Consider the following 20468-nt stretch of genomic DNA (forward strand, 5'->3'; position numbering starts at 1 on the left):
ACCGCCATGGACGTCCGTCGGATGCGTGTGACCCGCCAGTTCCTGCATCCCCTCGTGCTGGCCATGGCGATGACCCCGATGCTGGCGACCGCGCAGACCGTCTCGGGCGACCAGCGCTTCACGCCTGCGCTGGGCCAGGCCGCGCCCCTGTATCCGCAGTCGCCGGAACAGCGGGACCGCGCACCTCAACCGCTGTATGCCCAGCCGGGCAACGTCGGCTACAGCGTCAACGCGGCGGTCGACCGGGTGGTGGTCGAAGTCGACCGCGACGGGGTGCCGGCCGACGGGCAGTCGCCGGTCAAGGTGGTCGTGCAGCTGTTCGGTGCCGACGGCCGGCCGATGGCCGGCGAGGCGTTCGCCACCGTCGAGCACAGCGGTGGACGCATCAAGCTGCCCGACGGTCGCACCGACGAGTTCGGCCCGGGCCGCCTGGACGCCGACGAGGTCACGCCTGGCATCCAGTTGCCCGTGCGCGACGGCCGGGCAGAGTTCGAGCTGCTCGCGCCGTTCGATCCGCAGGATGTGCTGCTGCGCGTGACCTCCGGCGCGCACAGCGCCGAAGGCGTGGTCGGTTTCGTGCCGGAAATGCGCGATCTCATCGCGACCGGCCTGATCGAAGGCGTGATCAACTTCCGCCGCAACGGCGACGGCCTGATCGACGGGACGCGCCGCGGCGACGGCTTCGACCGCGAGATCCGCCGCTGGGAGCGCCAGTTCAACAACGGCAAGGCCAACGGCGCGGCGCGCGCCGCGTTCTTCGCCAAGGGCTCCATCAAGGGCGAGTACCTGCTGACCGCCGCTTACGACTCGGACAAAGACGTGCGTGCGCGGCTGCTGCGCGACATCCGTCCGGACGAGTTCTATCCGGTCTACGGGGACGCATCGCTGCGCGGCTTCGACGCGCGTTCGGCCGAGCGCCTGTACGTGCGCGTGGACAAGGACCGCAGCTATTTGCTGTACGGCGATTTCCAGACCGGCGACAACATCGTCACCCACAGCGGGGTCGACTTCGGCATGCAGGCCGGCCAGCGCGTGCTCGGCACCTACAACCGCACCGCGACCGGCCTGGGCTGGCACTTCGAGAATGCCCGCGTGCGCGGCAACGTCTTCGCCATCCAGGATTCCCTGCGCCAGGTGATCGAGGAACTGCCCACATCCGGCAGCGGGCCGTACGGCCTGCGCAACAACGCCGTGCTCGAAGGCAGCGAGCGTGTGGAAGTGGTGGTGCGCGATCGCAACCAGCCGTCGCGCATCGTCTCGGTACGTCCGCTGGGGCGTCTGGTGGACTACAGCTTCGAGCCGTTCTCGGGCCGCATCCTGCTCAACAGTTTCCTGCCGTCTTTCGACAGCGATCTCAATCCGGTCTCGCTGCGCATCACCTACGAGCTCGACCAGGGCACGGAGTCGTTCCTGGTGGCGGGCGCGGATGCGCAGCTGCGCCTCGGCGCGCGCAGCGAAGTGGGCGGCGCCTACGTCGACGACCGCAACCCCTTCGCCGGATTCGAAATGGGCAGCGCCAACATCGGCCACCGTTTCGGCGCCAATACCTGGGTGGTGGCGGAAGCGGCCCGCACCCGCAGTGAGGTCAACACCAACAGCGTCAACCAGTACGGCACACCGGCCCTGCAGGGTCTCAGCGGACTGGTGGAAGGCGATGCCTGGCGGATGGAGTTCGGCCATGTCGGACCGGTGTTCGATCTGCGGCTGTTCGCCGGCCAGTCCGACCCGGCGTTCAACAATCCGGCGTCGCCGTTGTACGGCGGCCGCGGCGAATACACCGCCGCGTCGCGCTGGCGTCTGCACGACCGGCTCGAACTCTACGCCGAGGCCCTGCGCAGCGAAGACCGCAATCCCGATGGCGGCGAGCGCGACGCGGCGTCGGCAGGCACGCGGGTGGCGGTGACCGATCGCCTGACCCTCGATTTCGGCTATCGCGCGATCCGCGAGACCGTCGGCGCCTACTACACCTGGGCCAGCAGCACCGGCTACGGCGACATCGGCGGCCTTTCGGGCGGCTACGCGACCGGGGCGGGCGGCGGCGCGCTGGGATACGGCCAGCAACCGCTGGATCCGCTGACCGGACTGCCGATCATCGCCAGCGGCAATCCGAACGACGTCGGCAGCGGCCTGCCGGTCGGAACCGAACTGTCGTCGGACATGCTGCGCATCGGCGCCGGCTACCGCGCAAGCGAGCGCTTCACCGTGGGCGGCGAGGTCGAACAGGACATCCACGGGGAGGACCGCAATCGTGTCGCGCTCGGCATGGACTACCAGTTGCGCGAACGCAGCCGGGTCTATGGCCGTTACGAAAAGCAGACCGGCATCAGCGGCGTGAACGGGCTGACCCAGGACGGGCGATCGGCCGATACGGTGGCACTGGGCGTGGACACGAGCTTCGTCCGCGACACCCAGCTGTTCTCCGAGTACCGCATGCGCGACGCGATCGCCGGCCGCGACATCCAGGCGGCCTCGGGCATGCGCAACCGCTGGGATGTGACCGAAGGCCTGCGGATCGACACCACGCTCGAGCACACCAATGTGATCGCCGGCACCGTCGGTGATTCCACCGGTGTCGGCGTGGCACTCGACTACAGCGCCAATCCGCTGTGGCGCGGCAACATCCGCATCGAGCATCGGGTGTCCGACGATGTCGCCGGCACGCCGACGAACGAGGCCTACGACACCACGCTGTTGATGTTCCTGGCAGCGCGCAAGCTCTCCCGGGACTGGACGGCGCTGTCGCGCAACTATCTGCTGCGCACCGATTACGAAGCGCGCGGCGATGTGCTGCAGAACCGCTTCCAGGTCGGCGCCGCCTATCGCGACACCGATACCAACCGGGTCAACGCCCTCGCACGCTACGAGTTCAAGCTGGAGAAGGACGAAAGCGGCATGGACGGCTCGGGCTTCGGATCCGATACCGGCCAGGACATCCGCAGCAGCGCCCACATCGTCTCGGCGCACGCGGACTGGCATCCGTCCCGCCCCTGGTGGCTGACCGGTCGCGTCGCAGCGAAGTGGCAGCGTGACAGCTTCTTCTACGCCGATACCGGCCGCGCCGATGACGACTTCAACGCGGTGCTGCTGTCGGGACGCGTCGTGTACGACATCACCGAGCGCTGGGACATCGGCGTCCTGGGTTCCACCTTCCGCGGCCGCGCTGGTGCCAACCAGTACGCGCTCGGACTGGAAGTCGGACGTCTGCTCCGGCAGAACCTGTGGCTGTCGGCGGGCTACAACGCGACCGGCTTCCGCGGCGACGACGATCTCTCAGGTTACGAGTACACCCAGCAGGGCGCGTTCGTGCGCCTGCGCTTCAAGTTCGACGAAGACCTCTTCCGCAGGGAAGACGCCCGCTACCGCGACCCGGTGCGCTGAGGACCCGACATGACCACGATCAAGACTTCCCTTCTGTGCGGCGCCCTGCTGGGCGCCCTCGCGTTCGGCCTGCATGCCCAGCAGACGCAACTGGCGCCCGCCCAGGCGCGCATCACCGACGAGGCGATCCACGCCGACCTCGGCAGTTACGAGCGCACCCAGCTGCGCATCAAGGCGCTCAACGATGCGGGCCGACCCGTCCGCGACTATCACCTGTCCAAGGCGCAGTGCTGGCTCGACGTCTCCTTCCACGAATACACGCGCAACGACCGCAGTGCGTTTCCGCAGGAAGCGTTGGGCGAATCGGAGACGCTGATCAATGGCATGGAGCAGGGCGTGTCACCGCTGCCGACCGATACGCCGCTGATCAACGGCGCCGCACGTGTGCGCGAGGACCTGTGGCAGCGCCTCGGCGCCATCCATGGCACACCGGGATTCGTCTGCGCCCAGCAGGCAGTCGCCTGCGGCGAGGTCGAGCTGGTCCACGCCGGCAACGAGTTCAACCAGCAGCAGTGGCGTCATTCGAAGCCGTACATCCAGATCGCCGAGGATCTGGTGAGCGACGCCGAGGCGCTGTCGCGGCAATGCGGCACGGGCCCGGGCGGCGGGGCGGATGTCCGGCCGGCCGAGACGGTGCTGACTGCCAACATCCTGTTCGAGTTCGACCGCACCGGAGCGGGTGATGTCCGTGCGTACTCGCTTCAGAGCCTCGACCGTGAACTCGGCCGGCTGCGCGAGGAGAACCTGCGCCTGGTCGCCGTGGAACTGGTCGGCCATGCCGATCGCCTCGACGGACGCGGCGCCCCCTACAACCAGCGCCTGTCCGAACTTCGCGCGCAAACGGTCCGTGGCCTGCTGCTCGCGCGTGGCGTCGATGCGGCGATCGTCACGTCCGCGTACCGCGGCGACACCGACCAGGTGCAGGCGTGCGACGGCGTCACCCCGCGGGCGGCGTTGCGTGAATGCCTGATCCCGAATCGTCGGGTCGAGGTCAGGCTGGTCGCGCGGCCCGGGTAAGCCGCGATTCGACCGACGGCCACTGCGGCCCGCGCCTGCGCTGCTCGGTCGTCACGCGTCGCCCCGGCGTTCCATGACCCGGGGCCGCCGCAGCCGGACTTTCGATGGGCGCCGGTCCCGGAGCGCGATGGCCGCGGCACACGGATGCCCGCACCGCGCAAGTCCGTGTGCTCTGGGCGCTCCCAGAAGTTCCTGTACTTCGTGGTTCACTATTCAGCTCGGGTTGTTCAGGCTTCGCGAGAATGCAGTCCTCGGCCCGGGCGGCCGTGCTTCCCCTCCCCCTGAAGTGCATCTCTCCCTCCTGCCCGGGCCGACTCTTTTTCCTGCCTCGAGACGCCGCACGATGACCCGAGTCCTTGCCCTGGCTGTATTGGCCGCCGGTCTTCCGCTCGGGGCGCAGGCCGCCGACGGTGTCTCGTATACCTATCTGGAAGGCGGCTACTCGGCCAGCAAATCCGACATCGCCCCGGTCAACCGCGAGGTCGACTCGGACGGCTGGTCGATCCGCGGATCCGCGGCGTTCCATCCCAACTTCCACGTGTTCGGCGATTACACGCGCGAAGGCATCGACGGCAGCGCCTTCGACCGCGACCAGTGGCGTGCCGGCGTGGGCTACAACCATGCCGTTTCCGACCGGGCCGACCTGCTGACCCGCATCGCCTACCAGCGCCTCGATTTCGGCCAGGGCTTCGATGCCGACGGCTATGCGGTCGAGGTCGGTGCACGCGGCGTGCTCCTGCCCGCGCTCGAGGGCTATGCGCTGGCCGGCTACGAGGATTACGGCAGCGGCTTCGACAGCGAGTTCTACGGCCGCGTCGGCGCGCAGTGGACCTTCACCCCGTCGTTCGGCGTGGCCGGAGACGTCAAGCTGGTCAAGGGTGGTGACACCCAGTGGTTCGTCGGCCCGCGTCTGCGCTGGTAACCGCGTCCCCCGTGGCATCCGGTCCGCGCTTCCCCGGCGCGTCCCCTCTCTCCCTCCCGGATGTCGCACCGCCCCGGCCTGTCGAACAGGCCGGGGTTTTTTATGCGCCGGGCGCAGTCCCCGGACGCTGGGCGCAGAACGCAGAACGCCCGGCCGGAGCCGGGCGTCGCCTGCGACCGGACGCGGGCGTCGGTCTAGCCGAACAGCGCCTCGGAGTATTCGGGTTTCTGTTCCCGGGCCATCAGGCGGGCAAGGCCCTCGGCCGGACTGATCTCGCCGTGCAGGACGGCCTGCACGTTGCTGGAGATCGGCAGCTCGATCCCGTGGCGCGTCGCCAAGCGCATGACTTCGTCGGCAGTCTGCACCGACTCCACCACCTGACCGATCGCGCGCACCGCGTCTTCGAGCTTTTCGCCGCGCCCGAGGGCGAGACCCAGGCGCCGGTTGCGCGACAGGTCGCCCGAGCAGGTGAGCACCAGATCGCCGAGGCCGGCGAGGCCCATCAGCGTTTCGGGACGGCCGCCGATCGCCCGGTTGAGCCGCAGCATCTCGTGCAGGCCACGGGTGATCAGGCCGGTCCGGGCATTGAGGCCCAGTGCCATGCCATCGGCCGCTCCGGTGGCGACCGCCAGCACGTTCTTCATCGCACCGCCGAGTTCGGCGCCGCGCATGTCGGTGCCGGTGTAGGCGCGGAAGCTCGGGCCGTGCAGCACGTCGGCAACGACCCGGGCGAAGTCCTCGTCTTCCGACTGCACGGTCACCGCCGTCGGCAGCCCCGACGCGACCTCCTTGGCGAACGAGGGGCCGGTGACCACCGCCAGCGGGACATCCGCGCCCACCAGATCACCGGCGACCTCGTGCAGGAACCGCCCCGAGCCCGGCTCGAAGCCCTTGGTCGCCCAGGCGACGCCCACATCGGCAGGACGCAGCGGCGCCAGCTCGGTGAGCGTCTGGGTGAAGGCGTGCGAGGGCACCACCACCAGCACCAACCCGGCACCATCGACGGCGCGGGCGAGGTCGACGGTGGCGCGAAGGCCGTCCGGCAGGGGAATTCCCGGCAGGTAACGCGGATTCTCGTGGCGCCCGTCGATGGCCTCCACGACCGTCCGGTCACGACCCCACAGCGTGGTGGGGTGCCCGTTGCGGGCGATCAGCGACGCGAGCGCCGTACCCCAGGAGCCCGCGCCCAGCACCGCGACCGCGGGCATGCCGCCGCTCACGCTCAGGCGTTGCCGATCTGGTCGGTCGTGGGCTGCTCGCCCGCCTGCTGCGCGCGCTGGCGCAGGCCTTCGGCGTACAGCGCGTCGAAGTTGATCGGCTGCAGCAGGAACGGCGGGAAGCCACCGGCCTGGATCAGATCGCCGATCATCTGGCGGGCGTAGGGGTAGAGCACGTTCGGGCACTGGGTGCCGAGCAGCGCATCGAGGGTGTTGCCGTCGAAACCGGCCAGGCCGAACACGCCGGCCTGCTTCACTTCGGCCACGTACACGGTATTCGCGCTGTCCTCGCCCAGGGTGCAGGTCAGGGTGATCGCCAGGACCACTTCGTAGGCATTGTCGCCGACGCGCTGCACGCTCTGGTTGAGGTTCATGTTGAGCTGCGGCTGTGTCTGCTCGTTGAAGATCGCCGGCGAACGGGGCGACTCGAACGAGACGTCCTTGACGTAGATCTTCTCGACGCTGAACTGTGCGCCGGTCTGTGCGGGAGGCGCGCCGTTGGCGCCGTTGATGGCCTGGTCTTCGGACATGGAATCAAACTCCGGGAATGGGATCGTCGAATTGGGATGTGAAGCGGACGGCCGATTATGGCATCGGCCCGGACGGGACGCGGTCAGCCGCGGCCCTTGACCAGCGGCAGGTCGGCCTGCTGCCAGCCGCCGATGCCGCCGTCGAGCACGGAGACGTTCTCGAAACCGGCCTTCTTCAGGCGCTTGGCGGCATCGCCGGCGGTGCTGCCGGTCTTGCACACCAGCACGACCGGAAGGGCCTTGGCGGCGCCGAGCTGCTTGCTCTCGGGATCGAACTGGCTCATCTGCACGTTCTTGGAGCCGGGGATATGGCCCTTGCCGAAATCCGCGCTGGGGCGCAGGTCGACCACCAACGCGTTCTCGCGGTTCATCAGGACCGTCAGCTCCGCCGGCCGCAGGGCCTTGAAGCCGCGGAACAGGCGGGCGATCTCGTTGTAGATGATCGCCACCGTGAGCACGGCGAGGATCAGCGACAGCATCTGGTTTCGGCCCAGGAAGGCCAGCAGTTCTTCGAAATTCACGACGGTTCGCGCAGCGTCAGCGGGCGGCGATTGTCGCATACCGCCGGGCGGCGGCGCCGGCTCGCACCGGTCGGGCTATTCGCCGGCCCAGAAGTCCGGCAGGCCCTCGACGTTCCACCAGGTCGCCGCCACCGGATCCCAACGCCAACGCTCGTGCAGGCGCAGCGTGCGCTCGGCCATCGTGTGCCGGTTGACCACGCGGACCTCGATCTCGCGGCTCGCCTCGGTGGCACCCACCTGCGCGCGCAGCTCCCGATACCCGGTGACCTGCACCTGGGCGTAGCGCTCGCGGGACAAGGCATCGAGCGGATGCGCCTGGCGACGGGCCGGGTCGATCAGCGGCACCGCCGCCTCGACGTCGTTCCAGCGGATCGCGCTGGCCCAGGCGGTCTGGTTGCGTTCGAGCGCATCGCGCTGCTTGCCGGCACTGGCGCAGCCCGATGCGACCAGCAGCAACGCGAACAGGAGCAGGGTGCCGGTGCGGATCGTGCGCATGGACAGGGGCCGGACTGGAGGAGAACGCCATCCTAGCGGCTGGCCCGCCGCCGCGTCCCGTTATCCTGTCGGCGATGCCCACCATTTCCGACCGCGCCACCGAACCCGTCAACATCGCGGCCGCCCTGCCGCGGCTGGCCCGGGGACAGCCCGCACGCATCGCGATGCGCTGCCCCGGACCCGGCGGCGACTACGGCGACGCCCATACGCTGAGCTACGCCGCGCTCGACGCACGCAGCGATGCGATCGCTGCCGGCCTCGCCGCGCGCGGCATCGTCCGCGGCACGCGCACGGTGCTGATGGTGCGGCCGACGCCCGAGTTCTTCCTGGTGATGTTCGCCCTGTTCAAGGCCGGCGCGGTGCCGGTGCTGGTCGATCCGGGCATCGACAAGCGCGCGCTCAAGCAGTGCCTGGACGAGGCGCAGGCGGAGGCCTTCATCGGGATTCCGCTGGCGCAGGTCGCGCGGGTGCTGCTGCGCTGGGCGACGTCGGCACGCGTGCGCATCACCACCGGGCGCTGGGCCCTGCTGAGTGACGCGACGCTGGCGGATGTCGAACGCGCGGGCGCAGGCGCCGGGCCGCAACTCGCCGCGACGGCCGGCGACGATGTCGCGGCGATCCTGTTCACCAGCGGCTCCACCGGGGTGCCCAAGGGCGTGGTCTACCGCCACCGGCATTTCGCCGCGCAGATCGACATGCTGCGCGAGGCGTTCGGCATCGGCGCCGGCGGCATCGACCTGCCGACTTTTCCACCGTTCGCGCTGTTCGACCCCGCGCTGGGGCTGACTTCGATCATCCCGGACATGGACCCGACCAAGCCAGCCAAGGCCGACCCGCGCAGGCTGCACGCCGCGATCGAACGCTTCGGCGTCGACCAGCTGTTCGGCTCGCCGGCGTTGATGGGCGTACTCGCACGCGACGGCACACCGCTGCCGACCTTGCGCCGCGTGACCTCGGCCGGCGCGCCGGTGCCGCCGGACACGGTCGCGAGGATCCTCGATCTGCTGCCCGACGACGCCCGCTTCTGGACGCCGTACGGCGCCACCGAATGCCTGCCGGTCGCGGTGATCGAAGGCCGCGAGCTGCTGCAATTGCGTACGCGCACAGAGCATGGCGCCGGCACCTGCGTCGGCCGCCCGGTGCCGCCCAACGAGGTGCGCATCATCCGGGTCGACGACGACGCGATTCCCACGTGGTCCGATGCGCTGTGCGTGCCCGGCACGCAGGTCGGCGAGATCACCGTCGCCGGGCCCAGCGCCACCGACACCTACTTCAACCGCGATGCGCAGACGCGCTTGGCGAAGATCACCGAGACCCTGCCCGACGGCCGCACGCGCATCGTCCACCGCATGGGCGACCTCGGCTACTTCGATGCCGAAGGCCGGCTGTGGTTCTGCGGCCGCAAGGGCCATCGCGTCGTCACGGCCACCGGCACGCTGTGCACCGAACAGGTCGAGCCGGTGTTCAACGTGCACCCCGAGGTGCGGCGCACGGCGCTGGTGGGTGTCGGTGCGAAGGGCGCGCAGATGCCGGTGCTGTGTGTGGAGCTGGAGGCCGGTGTCGCGAAGACCGAACAGGCGCGCATCGCCGACGAGCTGCGGCACATCGGCGAAGGCTTCGTCCACACCGGGCGCATCGAGCGCGTGCTGTTCCATCCGGGCTTCCCGGTCGACATCCGCCACAATGCCAAGATCGGCCGCGAGACGCTGGCCGTCTGGGCGGCGAAACACGCGCAGGACTTCGCATGAATCTTCTCGTCACCGGCGGCGGCGGCTTCCTCGGCCAGGCGCTGTGCCGCGGCCTCGTCGAACGCGGCCATGCCGTCACCAGCTTCAACCGCGGGCATTACCCCGAGCTCGACGCACTCGGCGTGCGCCAGGTGCGCGGTGATCTCGCCGATGCGGACGCGGTGCGCGCTGCCGCGCTGGGCATGGATGCGGTCTTCCACAACGCGGCCAAGGCCGGCGCCTGGGGCAGCTACGAGAGTTATCACCTGGCCAATGTGGTCGGCACGCAGAACGTGCTGGATGCCTGCCGCGCGCACGGCATCGGCCGGCTGGTCTACACCTCGACGCCCAGCGTGACCCACCGGGCCACGCATCCGGTCGAAGGCGGCACCGCCGACACCGTGCCGTACGGCGAGGGCTTCAAGGCGCCGTACGCGACGACCAAGAAGATCGCCGAACAGGCGGTGCTCGCGGCCAACGGGCCCGACCTCGCGACGGTCGCCCTGCGACCGCGGTTGATCTGGGGCCCGGGCGACCAGCAACTGCTGCCGCGCCTGGTCGAGCGCGCGCGGGCCGGGCGGCTGCGCTTCGTCGGCGACGGCGGGAACCGCATCGACACGACCTACATCGACAACGCCGCGCAGGCACACTTCGACGCGTTCGAGCATCTGGCGCCGGGAGCGGCCTGCGCGGGACGGGCCTATTTCATCAGCAACGGCGAGCCGATGGCGGTGCGCGAAATCGTCAACGCCTTGCTGGCCGCAGCCGGCGCGCCACAGGTGGAGAAGACGATTCCGTTCGCCGCGGCCTATGCGATCGGCGCGGTCTGCGAAGCCGCATGGCCGTTGCTCGGTCTGAAGGGCGAGCCGCCGATGACGCGCTTTCTCGCCGAGCAGCTGAGCACGACGCACTGGTACGACATGGCGCCGGCGACGCGCGACTTCGGCTACGTGCCGCGCGTGCGCACGGCAGACGGCCTGCGCCGTCTCGAGGCTGCACGCAAGGCAGCACGCGGCTGACGCGACGCGTGGATGCGCACGATCGTCGCAGCCGCTCGTCGGATCGCCCCGCACGTTTCCGCATTGGGTTCGCGTGCAGCGCGCCTAGTGATGCCGCAGGTGCGCGTGTGTACGGTCCATGCGTAGGCAGGTCGGGCGCTCTATTCACATGGAAATCACTCTGCTGAAAAGGGGGCTGACGGGTGATCTCGTCGTCACCTGATCGCGACCTGACTGCGCATACGGTGTGCCCACCGCCGTTCTCGGCCGCTTCCACGGAGACCGCACCATGCTCAGATACGCCGTCATTTTCCTCGTCATCGCGATCATCGCCGCCGTTCTCGGCTTCAGCGGTGTGGCCGGCGCTGCAACCAACATCGCCTGGATCCTGTTCGTGGTGTTCCTGATCCTGGCCGTGATCTCCATGCTGCGTGGCCGCGGACCGTAACGTTCCAGCGTCTGTGGCACGTTCGACGCCCGCCGTTTCGGCGGGCGTTTTTTTTTGCGCGCGGGTGGCTCCGGGCCTCGTGGCCTTCGACCCCACCCGGGATTTCGACATCCGCAGTCGCAATCGACGTGTCCGTTGCAGACCTCCCCGTATCCCGGTCGCGACGGCGACGCTGGTGTTCAACGGAGTGGCAGCGCCGCGACGAACATCGCGTGGATTCCGGTCCCGTGTCTGCTCGGCGGTGGTCGCCCGGCGCGGTGGCACTCGTGCCCTGCCTGTCGATGTGGCGGGCATGCGGGGCCGCTTCCCGGGAGACCTCACAGACCCAACGGTCTACGACCTACAATGCCGCCATGGCCGGATTTCCATCACCCTTCGCAGCGCTCAAGCCGATTGCCGGGCGCGCGCTCGAAACCGCGCTCAATCGCGCGCTGGCGCTCGACGCCGAAACGCGGTTCGCACTGGCCGGACTCGACGGCCAGCGCATCGCGCTGACCCTCGCCTCGCCGCCGCTGGCGCTGGAACTGCGTGTCGAAGGTGAGCGCCTGCGGGTGGGCCCGGTCGACGAGGCCAGCGAACCCGATCTCGCGGTCCGCACGACACTGGCAGGCATGCTGTCGCAGCTGCCGTTCCTGCGCCGCGACGACGCGCCTCCGATCGGCAAGGTGCGGGTGTCGGGTGACGCCGAACTCGCACGCCGCCTGCAGACGCTCGCCGCGCGGTTCGATCCCGACTGGCAGCTGCCGTTCGTGTCGGTCTTCGGCGAGGTCATCGGGGTGCAGGGGGCCAATGCCTTCGCCGCGGCGCTGCGCCAGGCGCAGGGGCTCGGGCGTACGGTCGTGGAGAGCGCGGTCGATTACGTCACCGAGGAGTCGCGCGACGTGGTGCCACGCGCCGAGCTCGACGCCTTCCACGACGACGTCGACACCCTGCGCGACGATGTCGAGCGTCTGTCCGTACGCGTCTCCCGGTTGACCCGCGGTCCGGCCGCATGAGGTCTGCCGGATGAAGGGCGTGGTCCGCGCCTCGCGCATCGGCCGGGTCCTGCTGCGCTATCGACTGGACGATCTGCTCGACGGGACGCCCGCCGAGCGCTGGCTGCGTCTGGCCCGCCCGTTCGTACCGCGCGCCTCGGCCGACATTGCCGCGCAGTCGCGGGGCGCCCGCCTGCGCCTGGCCCTGCAGGAGCTGGGCCCGATCTTCGTGAAGTTCGGGCAGATCCTGTCCACCCGCCGCGACCTGGTGCCACCCGACATCGTCGACGACCTGTCGCTGCTGCAGGACAGCGTGCAGCCCTTCGACGGCGCGGCGGCCCAGGCGATCGTCGAGCGCGAGCTCGGCATGCCGATCGACCAGGCGTTTCTCGCGTTCGATCCGGTCCCCCTGGCCTCGGCCTCGATCGCGCAGGTGCACGCCGCGACGCTCGCCGGCGCCGACGGGCAGCCGGCGCGCGAGGTCGTGGTGAAGGTGCTGCGGCCGACGATCGAGAAGCAGATCGCCGCCGATGTCGCGCTGCTCAACAATCTCGCCGCGCTGGTCGAGCGCACGCATCCGCGCGCCGACAAGATCCGCCCGCGCGAGGTGGTGGCCGAGATCGAGAACACGCTCGCGGCCGAACTCGACCTGCAGCGCGAAGGCGCCAATGCCTCGGTGCTGCGCCGGTTCTGGACCGGCTCGCAGGATCTCTACGTGCCCGCGCCGGTCTGGGAGCGCACCACCCAGCGCGTGCTCACGCTCGAGCGCGTGCACGGCATTCCCAGCGACGACATCTCGGCCCTCGACGCCGCCGGCATCGACCGCAAGGCGCTCGCGGCCAAGGGCGTGCGCGTGTTCTACACGCAGGTGTTCCGCGACAATTTCTTCCACGCCGACGCCCATGCCGGCAACATCTGGGTCGACCCGGACCGCACGACCAATCCGCGCTTCATCGCGCTGGATTTCGGCATCATGGGCCAGCTCTCGCGCGAGGATCAGTACTACCTCGCCGAGAATTTCATGGCGATCTTCCGCCAGGACTACCGGCGCATCGCCGAGCTGCACATCCAGGCGGGCTGGATGCCCGCGCACCTGCGCATCGACGAACTCGAAGCCGCCGTGCGTTCCGTGTGCGAGCCGTACTTCACCCGGCCGCTGTCGGAAATCTCGCTCGGCGAAGTGCTCGGCAAACTGTTCCGCACAGCCCAGCGTTATCAGCTGACGCTGCAGCCGCAGCTGATCCTGCTGCAGAAGACGCTGCTGAGCATCGAGGGCATCGGCCGCCTGCTCGATCCCAAGCTCGACATCTGGGCGGTCGCGCGGCCGGTGCTCGAACGCATCCTGGTCGAGCGCTACAGCCCGCAGCGTCTCGGCCGCGAGTTCCGCGACCGGCTGCCGGAGCTGATCACACAGGCCCCGGACATGCCGCGGCTGCTGCATGGCTGGCTCAGGCAGCAGGTCGAAGGCCGCCACGAACTGCGCATGCGCTCGGACGATCTGGCCGCGCTCACCGCGACGATGCAGGGCATGCAGAAGCGCGTGGTCGCCGCGATCCTGGGCGTCGGCCTGCTGATCGTCGCCGCGGTGCTGTATGCGCTCGAAGCCGGCGGGCCGACGCTGCTCGGGCTGCCGGTGGCGACCTGGGTGGCGGGCGTGGGTGGATTGTGGGCATTGCTGGCGGCGTGGCCGCGGCGCTAGCGGCGTTGTTCGCATAGGTTGGTGTTGAGCATCATTTCCCGGAGCAGCGGGCGAGCCTGCTGTCGCTGTCGCTGTCGCTGTCGCTGTCGCTGTTGTTGCTGTTGTCGTTGCCGTCGCCGAGAAATGACAGGTCTGCGCGCTCACCAGACCCGAAGGGCGGCGGGCATGGATGCCCGCCGTTTTCCGACCGAGGCAGGATGCCGAGTCGGAAAATCCCGGAACGACTGACGCGCCGGGTTCGCTTTGTCGGGGGATCGTTTTTCTTTGGTTCCGTTTCTTTTGTCGATTGACAAAAGAAATGAACTCGGCCGCGTCAGCGGACGAAAGCATTTGATTTCGCTTCGGAAGGCGCTGAAGACCAAATCGCCGGGGGTGCTGGCCTACTCGATACCTAAGAAGGGCCAGTACAGGGCTTCCACTCGCCTGTCGGCGAGCGGGTCACTTTTCTTTGCTGGCCCAAAGAAAAGTAACCAAAAGAAACGGCCTCCCCGACGAAGCTCACCCGGCCATTCGTTCGTTCCGGGATTTTCCGACTCGGCATCCTGCCTCGGTCGAAAAACGCCGCCCATCCATGGGCGGCGCCCTCCGGGTCTTGCCAGTGCGCGGGCACGTCATTTTTTGGCAACGGCAACGGCAACGGCAACGGTAACTGCAACTGCAACTGCCGCAGATAGAACGACTGCGCTCGGCGACGGTGCACAGCAACCGCAGGCCAAGCGACGCACTCCACGTCGCATCCGGCATCAGGCCGTTGGATCGAACGATCACTCCAGCCCGAAGAACGCCGTCGCCGTCGCCGTCGTCGTCGCTGCCGTCTTGGCCACGTCCTCACCACGATCCCGTGCCAGTTCTTCGACGATATGCGGCAGGAACGCCGGTTCGTTGCGCCGGTCCTTCGGGCTGGGCTTGAGCGTGCGCGGCAGCAGATAGGGCGCGTCGGTTTCGATCATCAGCCGGTGCGCGGGGATGTTGGGCACCAGCTCGCGCAGGTGCTGGCCGCGGCGTTCGTCGCACAGCCAGCCGGTGATGCCGATGTGCCAGTCGCGGTCGAGATAGTCGAACAGCTCGCGGCGCTCGCCCGTGAAGCAGTGCACCACGGCGGCGCCGATGCGGCCCTCGAAGTCCTTCATGATCGCGATGAAATCGTCGTGGGCGTCGCGCTGGTGCAGGAACAGTGGCTTGCCGGTGTCGACCGCGATCTGCAGCTGGCGCTCGAAGGCCTTGCGCTGCGCCGGGCGCGGTGAAAAATCGCGGAAATAATCGAGCCCGCATTCGCCGACCGCCACGACCTCCGGCTGCGCGAGTAGCGCGCGCATCTCGGCGTCGCATTCGGCGGTGTATTCGACCGCGTGATGCGGATGCACGCCGGCGGTCGCGTACAGGAAACCGGGATGCTGCTGCGCCAGTGCGAGCGCCTTGGGCGAATGCTCGCGGCTGGCGCCGGTGACGATCAGTTTCGCCACACCCGCGTCCCGTGCGCGCTGCAGCACGGCGTCGCGATCGCGGTCGAAGCTGTCGTGGGTGAGGTTGGCGCCGATGTCGATCAACTGCATGCCGGGAACCGCGTGTGGGGCAGTGCGCATTGTAAGGACGCCCGGCCGGCATCGACGCCTGCGCGGCGCACCGCTAGCCTGTGCGCCGTGAACACCGCCGCGCCCGCATCGCTTCCGTCCACCGCCATGCCGATCGCGGCCCTGCTGCCGGACATCCTCGCCAGCCTCTCCGCACATCCGCGGCTCGTCCTCGAAGCGCCGCCCGGCGCCGGCAAGACGACACAGGTGCCGCTGGCGCTGCTCGACGCCGCCTGGCTCGACGGCCGCCGGATTGTGATGCTGGAGCCGCGCCGCGTCGCAGCGCGTTCGGCCGCGGTGTTCATGGCCCGCCAGCTCGGCGAGGACGTCGGCGGCACGGTCGGCTACCGCATCCGGTTCGAGAGCCGGGTCTCGGCACGCACTCGCATCGAGGTCGTCACCGAGGGCATCCTCACCCGGATGCTGCAGGACGACCCCACGCTCGACGGCGTCGGCGCGCTGCTGTTCGACGAATTCCACGAACGCCATCTGGCCGCCGATCTCGGCCTCGCGCTCGCGCGCGACGTCCAGGCCGGCCTGCGCGAGGATCTGCGCCTGGTGGTGATGTCGGCCACGCTCGACGGCGCGCGCCTCGCCGACTGGCTGGACGCGCCGCGCCTGTCGAGCGCCGGCCGCAGCTTCCCGGTCGCGGTCTCGCATGTGCCGCCGCGGCGTGACGAGGCGCTCGAACACCAGATCCGCCGGGTCGTCGTCGAGGCGCTCGACACGCACGCGGGCGATGCGCTGGTGTTCCTGCCGGGGCAGCGCGAGATCGCGCGCTGCCGGGCGCAGCTCGAGGCCGCGTTGCCGGCGGACGTCGAACTGCTCGCGTTGCACGGCGAACTGCCGGTTGAGGCGCAGTCGCATGTGCTGCAACCGGCCGCCGATGGGCGACGGCGCGTGGTGCTGGCGACCAACGTGGCCGAAAGCAGCGTCACCCTGCCGGGCGTGCGCATCGTGGTCGACAGCGGCCTGGCGCGCGAGCCGCGCTTCGATCCCAACAGCGGCTTTTCGCGCCTGGAGGTGGGGACGATCAGCCAGGCCTCGGCCGACCAGCGTGCGGGCCGCGCCGGGCGGGTCGCGTCGGGCGTGGCCCTGCGGCTGTGGCCGGAATCGCAACGGCTCGAGCCGCAACGGCGACCCGAGATCGCCCAGGTGGACCTGGCGGCGCTCGCGCTGGAACTCGCGGCCTGGGGCGACGCCGCGTTGTCGTTTCCGGATCCGCCGCCGTCGGGCGCCATGGGCGCAGCGCGTGACCTGCTGCGCCGCCTCGGCGCCTTCGACGCGGGGGAGACCGTGACCCCGCTCGGTCGTCGCATGCTCGCACTGGGCACCCACCCGCGGCTCGCGGCGATGCTGCTGGCAGCCGGAACACCGGAAGCCGAGGCCTTGGCCTGCGACCTGTGTGCGCTGGTGGAAGCGCGCGATCCGCTGCGCGGCGGTGCGCGCTCGGATGCGCTCGTGATGCGTTGGCAGGCGCTCGCGGCGTTCCGTCGTGGTCGGGTCCGGACGGATGTCTCGCGCAGTGCGCTCGCCGCCGTCGATACGGCAGCCCGACAGTGGCGTCGGCGCCTGCGCATCGATGCCCAGCCGGCCGATGACGCGCCGGCGCATGCCCTCGGGGATCTGCTCGCGCATGCCTTCCCCGATCGCATCGGTTTTCGTCATTCCCGCGATCCGCAGCGCTACAGCCTAAGCAACGGACGCATGGCGTGCCTGTTCGACGACAGTGCCCTGCTCGGTGAGCCCTGGATCGTCGCGAGCGACCTGCGTTTCGACGCCCGCGACGCGCGCCTGCTGCTCGGCGCGCCGGTCGACGAGGCGTCCCTGCGCCGGACCTGGCCGGACCGCTTCACCGATGCCGACGAGACGCGCTGGGATGCGAGCCGGCGGGCGCTCGTGGGCGAGCGTGTCCGCCGCTTCGACGGCATCGTGCTCGACGCCCGCGCCAACGGCCGTGTGGACGCCGGGCAGGCCGCCCGCGCGCTGTCCGATGCGGTGGGTGAACTCGGCCTCGAGGTGCTGCCGTGGCGCGACGGCCTGCGCCAGTGGCAGGCGCGGGTGCTCGGTCTGCGCGCCTGGATGCCCGAGCTCGATCTGCCGGATGTGTCGGATGCGAGCCTGCTGGCCACGCGCGACAGCTGGCTGCGCCCGGCCTTCGCCGGGCTGACCCGACTCGATGCGCTGGACGCCGGGCGCCTGTCGGCCGCTCTCGAGGCGCAGCTGGACTGGAGCCAGCGATCCATTCTCGATCGGTTCGCACCGACACGCGTCGACGTGCCGTCCGGCATGGCCCGCGCCATCACCTATGCCGTCGAGGCCGACGGGACCCCCGCCGCGCCGGTATTGGCGGTCAAGCTGCAGGAGCTGTTCGGCCTCGCCCGCACGCCGGCCATCGCCGACGGGCGCATGCCGTTGACCTTGCACCTGCTGTCGCCGGCGGGACGGCCCTTGCAGGTCACCCGTGACCTCGAAGGCTTCTGGGCCCGCACCTACCCGGACGTGCGCAAGGAGATGAAGGGTCGATACCCGAAGCATCCCTGGCCGGAAGACCCCTGGAACGCGGTCCCCACTCATCGGGCCAAGCCACGCGGCACCTAGTGGCTCCACACTGTGCCGAGGCACGGGTCGGGCATGGCCACGGCCATGCCGACGGATCCGACGACAACCGCGGTTGAACGGATCCGCGCGCCCTCGACCCGCTCACGCCGGTTCGACAGGGCCACGACCAGACTGCGCCATCCCCCAACGCGCACGAGGAATTCCCATGAGCAAGTTCGAAGCGCTGTCCGACAAGGCACTCGCGTTGGTCGGGCAGGCAGGCGACAGCCTGCGTCACACTCTCCCGAGCACGGCCGAAACCTGGCTCAAGACCGGCGTCGCCGTCGGTGCGGCGCGTACCGGCGCCCGGGTCGCCGGCGGTTTCCTCCGTCGCAATCCTGCCATCGTCGCCGCCAGCGCCATCGGCGTGGGCCTGGCGCTGGTGGCTGCGCGCCAGTACCGCAAGAAGAAGGCCAGCGAAACGATCGACGGCAATTCGCGCCGCATCGAAGCCTCGAACACGGCGGCGCGCAAGCGTGCAGGGCGCAGTGCGCGCGGCACCGCGTCCACCGGCAAGACCGGCGACAACGACTGATCCATCCGGTGCGCCACGGGTCGGCATGACCGACGTTGCGTAGACGCCGCGCCCCGTGCGCGGCGTTCTGCTGTCCGCGTGCCGACTTCAGCTGCCGCCCGGGCAGGTCCCGGTATCCTCGGCGCTCCACCGTCGGTGACGTCCGCATGCCCCCTCCAACACGTTCCACCGCTTCCGCAGACCGCGCTGTCGCTCCGACAGCGCGACCGCGCTGGCGGGTCGCCGCCCTGTCCGCTCTGGTCGTGCTGTTCGCAGGATGCGGTCGCGACACGGTGCGCCCGGAGCCCGTGGCCGCGCCTGCTCCGGCGACGGTCGCGCCGACGCCGACGCCGAGACCGCCGCCGGTGCGTATCGGGCTGGCGCTCGGGGGCGGCGCGGCCAAGGGCTTCGCGCATATCGGTGTGATCAAGATGCTGGAAGCCAATGGCATCAAGGCCGACGTGGTCGCGGGCACCAGTGCCGGCAGCGTGGTCGGCGCGCTCTATGCGAGCGGCATGGATCCGTTCCGGATGCAGGAGCGCGCGGTGGCACTGGACGAGTCGAGCATCCGCGATGTGCGCCTGTTCTCCGGCGGCCTGGTCCAGGGCGTGGCCCTGCAGAATTACGTCAACCAGGAAGTGGGCAACCGCACGATCGACCGGATGCCCATTCCCTTCGCCGCGGTGGCCACGCGCCTGGATACCGGCGACCGCACGGTGTTCGTGCGTGGCAATACCGGCCAGGCCGTGCGCGCCTCGAGCAGCGTGCCGGGCGTCTTCGAACCGGTGCGCATCGGCGAGCGCAGCTATGTGGACGGCGGCGTCGTCAGCCCCGTCCCGGTGGACGCGGCCAGACAGCTCGGCGCCGATTTGGTGATCGCGGTCGACATCTCCAGCAAGGCCAGTGGCGCCACGCCGGGAAGCATGCTCGGCATCGTCAACCAGTCGATCGCGATCATGGGCCAGACCCTGGGCCGCCAGGAACTGGCGCGTGCAGACGTGGTGATCCGGCCACAGGTCAACGATATCGGCCCGGCCAGTTTCGAGCAGCGCAATGCCGCGATCCTGCAGGGCGAGCGGGCCGCGCTGGCCGCATTGCCGCAGATCCGCGCGAAGCTCGCCGAGATCGAACGCGCACGCAGTGCGGCCCGCGTCCCGGCCCGACCGGCGACGCCGGTCGAACCCGCTCCGGTCGACATCGACTGCGGTGACAGCTGGGTGCGCAGACTGAACCCGTTCGCGAAAGACCGCGCCTGCTGAGAACCGGCGCGACGCGCAGGCGCGAGGTCGCGTCGGGTGCAGGCGAGGCGAGGCGCGCGCACGCGCGCGGGTGACAGACGCCACCGCGACATCCGCCGTCCCGCATCGGGGCGGTCGCGCATGCCCGCCAGTACGGCGGTCGTGCCAATCTCCGCCGTTGCAGCGTGCATGCTCGGGACGCCGCGTCGAAGCGGGCCCCGGCGTCGAGGCCCGTGCCACCGGTGGCCCGACGGACGACGTGGACGCCGATCGCGTGTGGGCGCACCGACGACGGCGCGGGTGTCCAGCGCGACAACCCACGGACAACACCACCCTCCGCGCAGATCGCGTCCGCGTATCCGCCTGCAGTACGCAGTGGGTCCGCCGCGAATGCTCGGCGGCTCTCGTGCCAGCGGCTCATGAATGCCCGGATACAGGCGCCGTTGCTCCGATTGCCGGTGCTCAATTACGACACACAGCGCATCGCCAGGAGCGACCGACGGTGCATGTGACTGCGCACGGGCCCGGTAAGTCGCCCCTTGGCAGGACGCGAGGCGAGGCGCGCGCACGCCGGCTTCGTGCACGCGTGCAGGTGGCGTTCACTCCGGGGCGACACCG

The 20468-nt window shown here is 69.8% G+C and carries 16 protein-coding genes; 11 read left to right on the forward strand and 5 right to left on the reverse strand.

Annotated features, from left to right (window positions below):
• The first annotated feature begins 6 nt into the window (after positions 1–6).
• The 3 genes from H0E82_RS01130 (at position 7) to H0E82_RS01140 (ending at position 5317) form a co-directional block, all read left to right on the forward strand.
• On the forward strand, positions 7–3378 hold the full coding sequence (locus H0E82_RS01130; protein WP_219338353.1) for a hypothetical protein: 3372 nt from the start codon (positions 7–9) through the stop codon (positions 3376–3378).
• A gap of 9 nt (positions 3379–3387) precedes the next feature.
• On the forward strand, positions 3388–4395 hold the full coding sequence (locus H0E82_RS01135; RefSeq protein ID WP_180543138.1) for an OmpA family protein: 1008 nt from the start codon (positions 3388–3390) through the stop codon (positions 4393–4395).
• Positions 4396–4738: 343 nt separating this feature from the next.
• Positions 4739–5317: a porin family protein gene (locus tag H0E82_RS01140; RefSeq protein WP_180543139.1), complete on the forward strand. Its 579-nt coding sequence runs from the start codon at positions 4739–4741 to the stop codon at positions 5315–5317.
• A gap of 194 nt (positions 5318–5511) precedes the next feature.
• Here H0E82_RS01140 and H0E82_RS01145 read toward each other — a convergent pair whose 3' ends face one another.
• The 4 genes from H0E82_RS01145 to H0E82_RS01160 all read right to left on the reverse strand — a co-directional run bounded on the left by H0E82_RS01145 (position 5512) and on the right by H0E82_RS01160 (position 8080).
• The gene (locus tag H0E82_RS01145; protein WP_180543140.1) at positions 5512–6525 is read right to left on the reverse strand and encodes an NAD(P)H-dependent glycerol-3-phosphate dehydrogenase; all 1014 of its coding nucleotides are present in this window, start codon (positions 6523–6525) and stop codon (positions 5512–5514) included.
• Between the two features lie 14 nt (positions 6526–6539).
• The gene (gene secB, locus H0E82_RS01150) at positions 6540–7064 is read right to left on the reverse strand and encodes a protein-export chaperone SecB (RefSeq protein ID WP_180543141.1); all 525 of its coding nucleotides are present in this window, start codon (positions 7062–7064) and stop codon (positions 6540–6542) included.
• 83 nt (positions 7065–7147) lie between these two features.
• Entirely contained in the window at positions 7148–7585 is a 438-nt protein-coding gene (locus tag H0E82_RS01155) for a rhodanese-like domain-containing protein (RefSeq protein ID WP_180543142.1), read from the reverse strand.
• Positions 7586–7660: 75 nt separating this feature from the next.
• A complete protein-coding gene (locus H0E82_RS01160; protein WP_180543143.1) occupies positions 7661–8080 on the reverse strand; it encodes a hypothetical protein in 420 nt (139 codons plus the stop codon).
• 74 nt (positions 8081–8154) lie between these two features.
• Between H0E82_RS01160 and oleC the strand changes: the two genes are divergently transcribed.
• From oleC to ubiB, 5 genes are all read left to right on the forward strand, one after another.
• The gene (oleC, locus tag H0E82_RS01165; RefSeq protein ID WP_180543144.1) at positions 8155–9828 is read left to right on the forward strand and encodes an olefin beta-lactone synthetase; all 1674 of its coding nucleotides are present in this window, start codon (positions 8155–8157) and stop codon (positions 9826–9828) included.
• On the forward strand, positions 9825–10826 hold the full coding sequence (oleD, locus tag H0E82_RS01170) for a 2-alkyl-3-oxoalkanoate reductase (RefSeq protein ID WP_180543145.1): 1002 nt from the start codon (positions 9825–9827) through the stop codon (positions 10824–10826). The genes oleC and oleD overlap by 4 nt, the downstream gene beginning before the upstream one ends.
• 268 nt (positions 10827–11094) lie before the next feature.
• On the forward strand, positions 11095–11253 hold the full coding sequence (locus H0E82_RS01175; protein WP_180543146.1) for a DUF1328 domain-containing protein: 159 nt from the start codon (positions 11095–11097) through the stop codon (positions 11251–11253).
• Between the two features lie 353 nt (positions 11254–11606).
• Entirely contained in the window at positions 11607–12248 is a 642-nt protein-coding gene (locus H0E82_RS01180; RefSeq protein ID WP_180543147.1) for a ubiquinone biosynthesis accessory factor UbiJ, read from the forward strand.
• A 10-nt stretch (positions 12249–12258) separates the two neighbouring features.
• Positions 12259–13926, forward strand: coding sequence for a ubiquinone biosynthesis regulatory protein kinase UbiB (gene ubiB, locus H0E82_RS01185; protein ID WP_180543148.1), 1668 nt, complete (start codon positions 12259–12261; stop codon positions 13924–13926).
• A gap of 764 nt (positions 13927–14690) precedes the next feature.
• Here the strand turns inward: ubiB and H0E82_RS01190 are convergent.
• The gene (locus H0E82_RS01190; protein WP_180543149.1) at positions 14691–15479 is read right to left on the reverse strand and encodes a TatD family hydrolase; all 789 of its coding nucleotides are present in this window, start codon (positions 15477–15479) and stop codon (positions 14691–14693) included.
• A 126-nt stretch (positions 15480–15605) separates the two neighbouring features.
• Between H0E82_RS01190 and hrpB the strand changes: the two genes are divergently transcribed.
• The 3 genes from hrpB to H0E82_RS01205 all read left to right on the forward strand — a co-directional run bounded on the left by hrpB (position 15606) and on the right by H0E82_RS01205 (position 19871).
• Positions 15606–18098 carry an ATP-dependent helicase HrpB gene (hrpB, locus tag H0E82_RS01195; protein WP_180543150.1) on the forward strand — a complete coding sequence of 831 codons (2493 nt, stop codon included), beginning with the start codon at positions 15606–15608 and terminating at the stop codon, positions 18096–18098.
• 166 nt (positions 18099–18264) lie between these two features.
• Positions 18265–18633, forward strand: coding sequence for a hypothetical protein (locus tag H0E82_RS01200; RefSeq protein ID WP_180543151.1), 369 nt, complete (start codon positions 18265–18267; stop codon positions 18631–18633).
• Between the two features lie 146 nt (positions 18634–18779).
• Positions 18780–19871 carry a patatin-like phospholipase family protein gene (locus H0E82_RS01205; RefSeq protein WP_180543152.1) on the forward strand — a complete coding sequence of 364 codons (1092 nt, stop codon included), beginning with the start codon at positions 18780–18782 and terminating at the stop codon, positions 19869–19871.
• Positions 19872–20468: the final 597 nt, after the last annotated feature.

The organism is Luteimonas deserti (genome assembly GCF_013425765.1).
Lineage (GTDB): Bacteria > Pseudomonadota > Gammaproteobacteria > Xanthomonadales > Xanthomonadaceae > Luteimonas > Luteimonas deserti.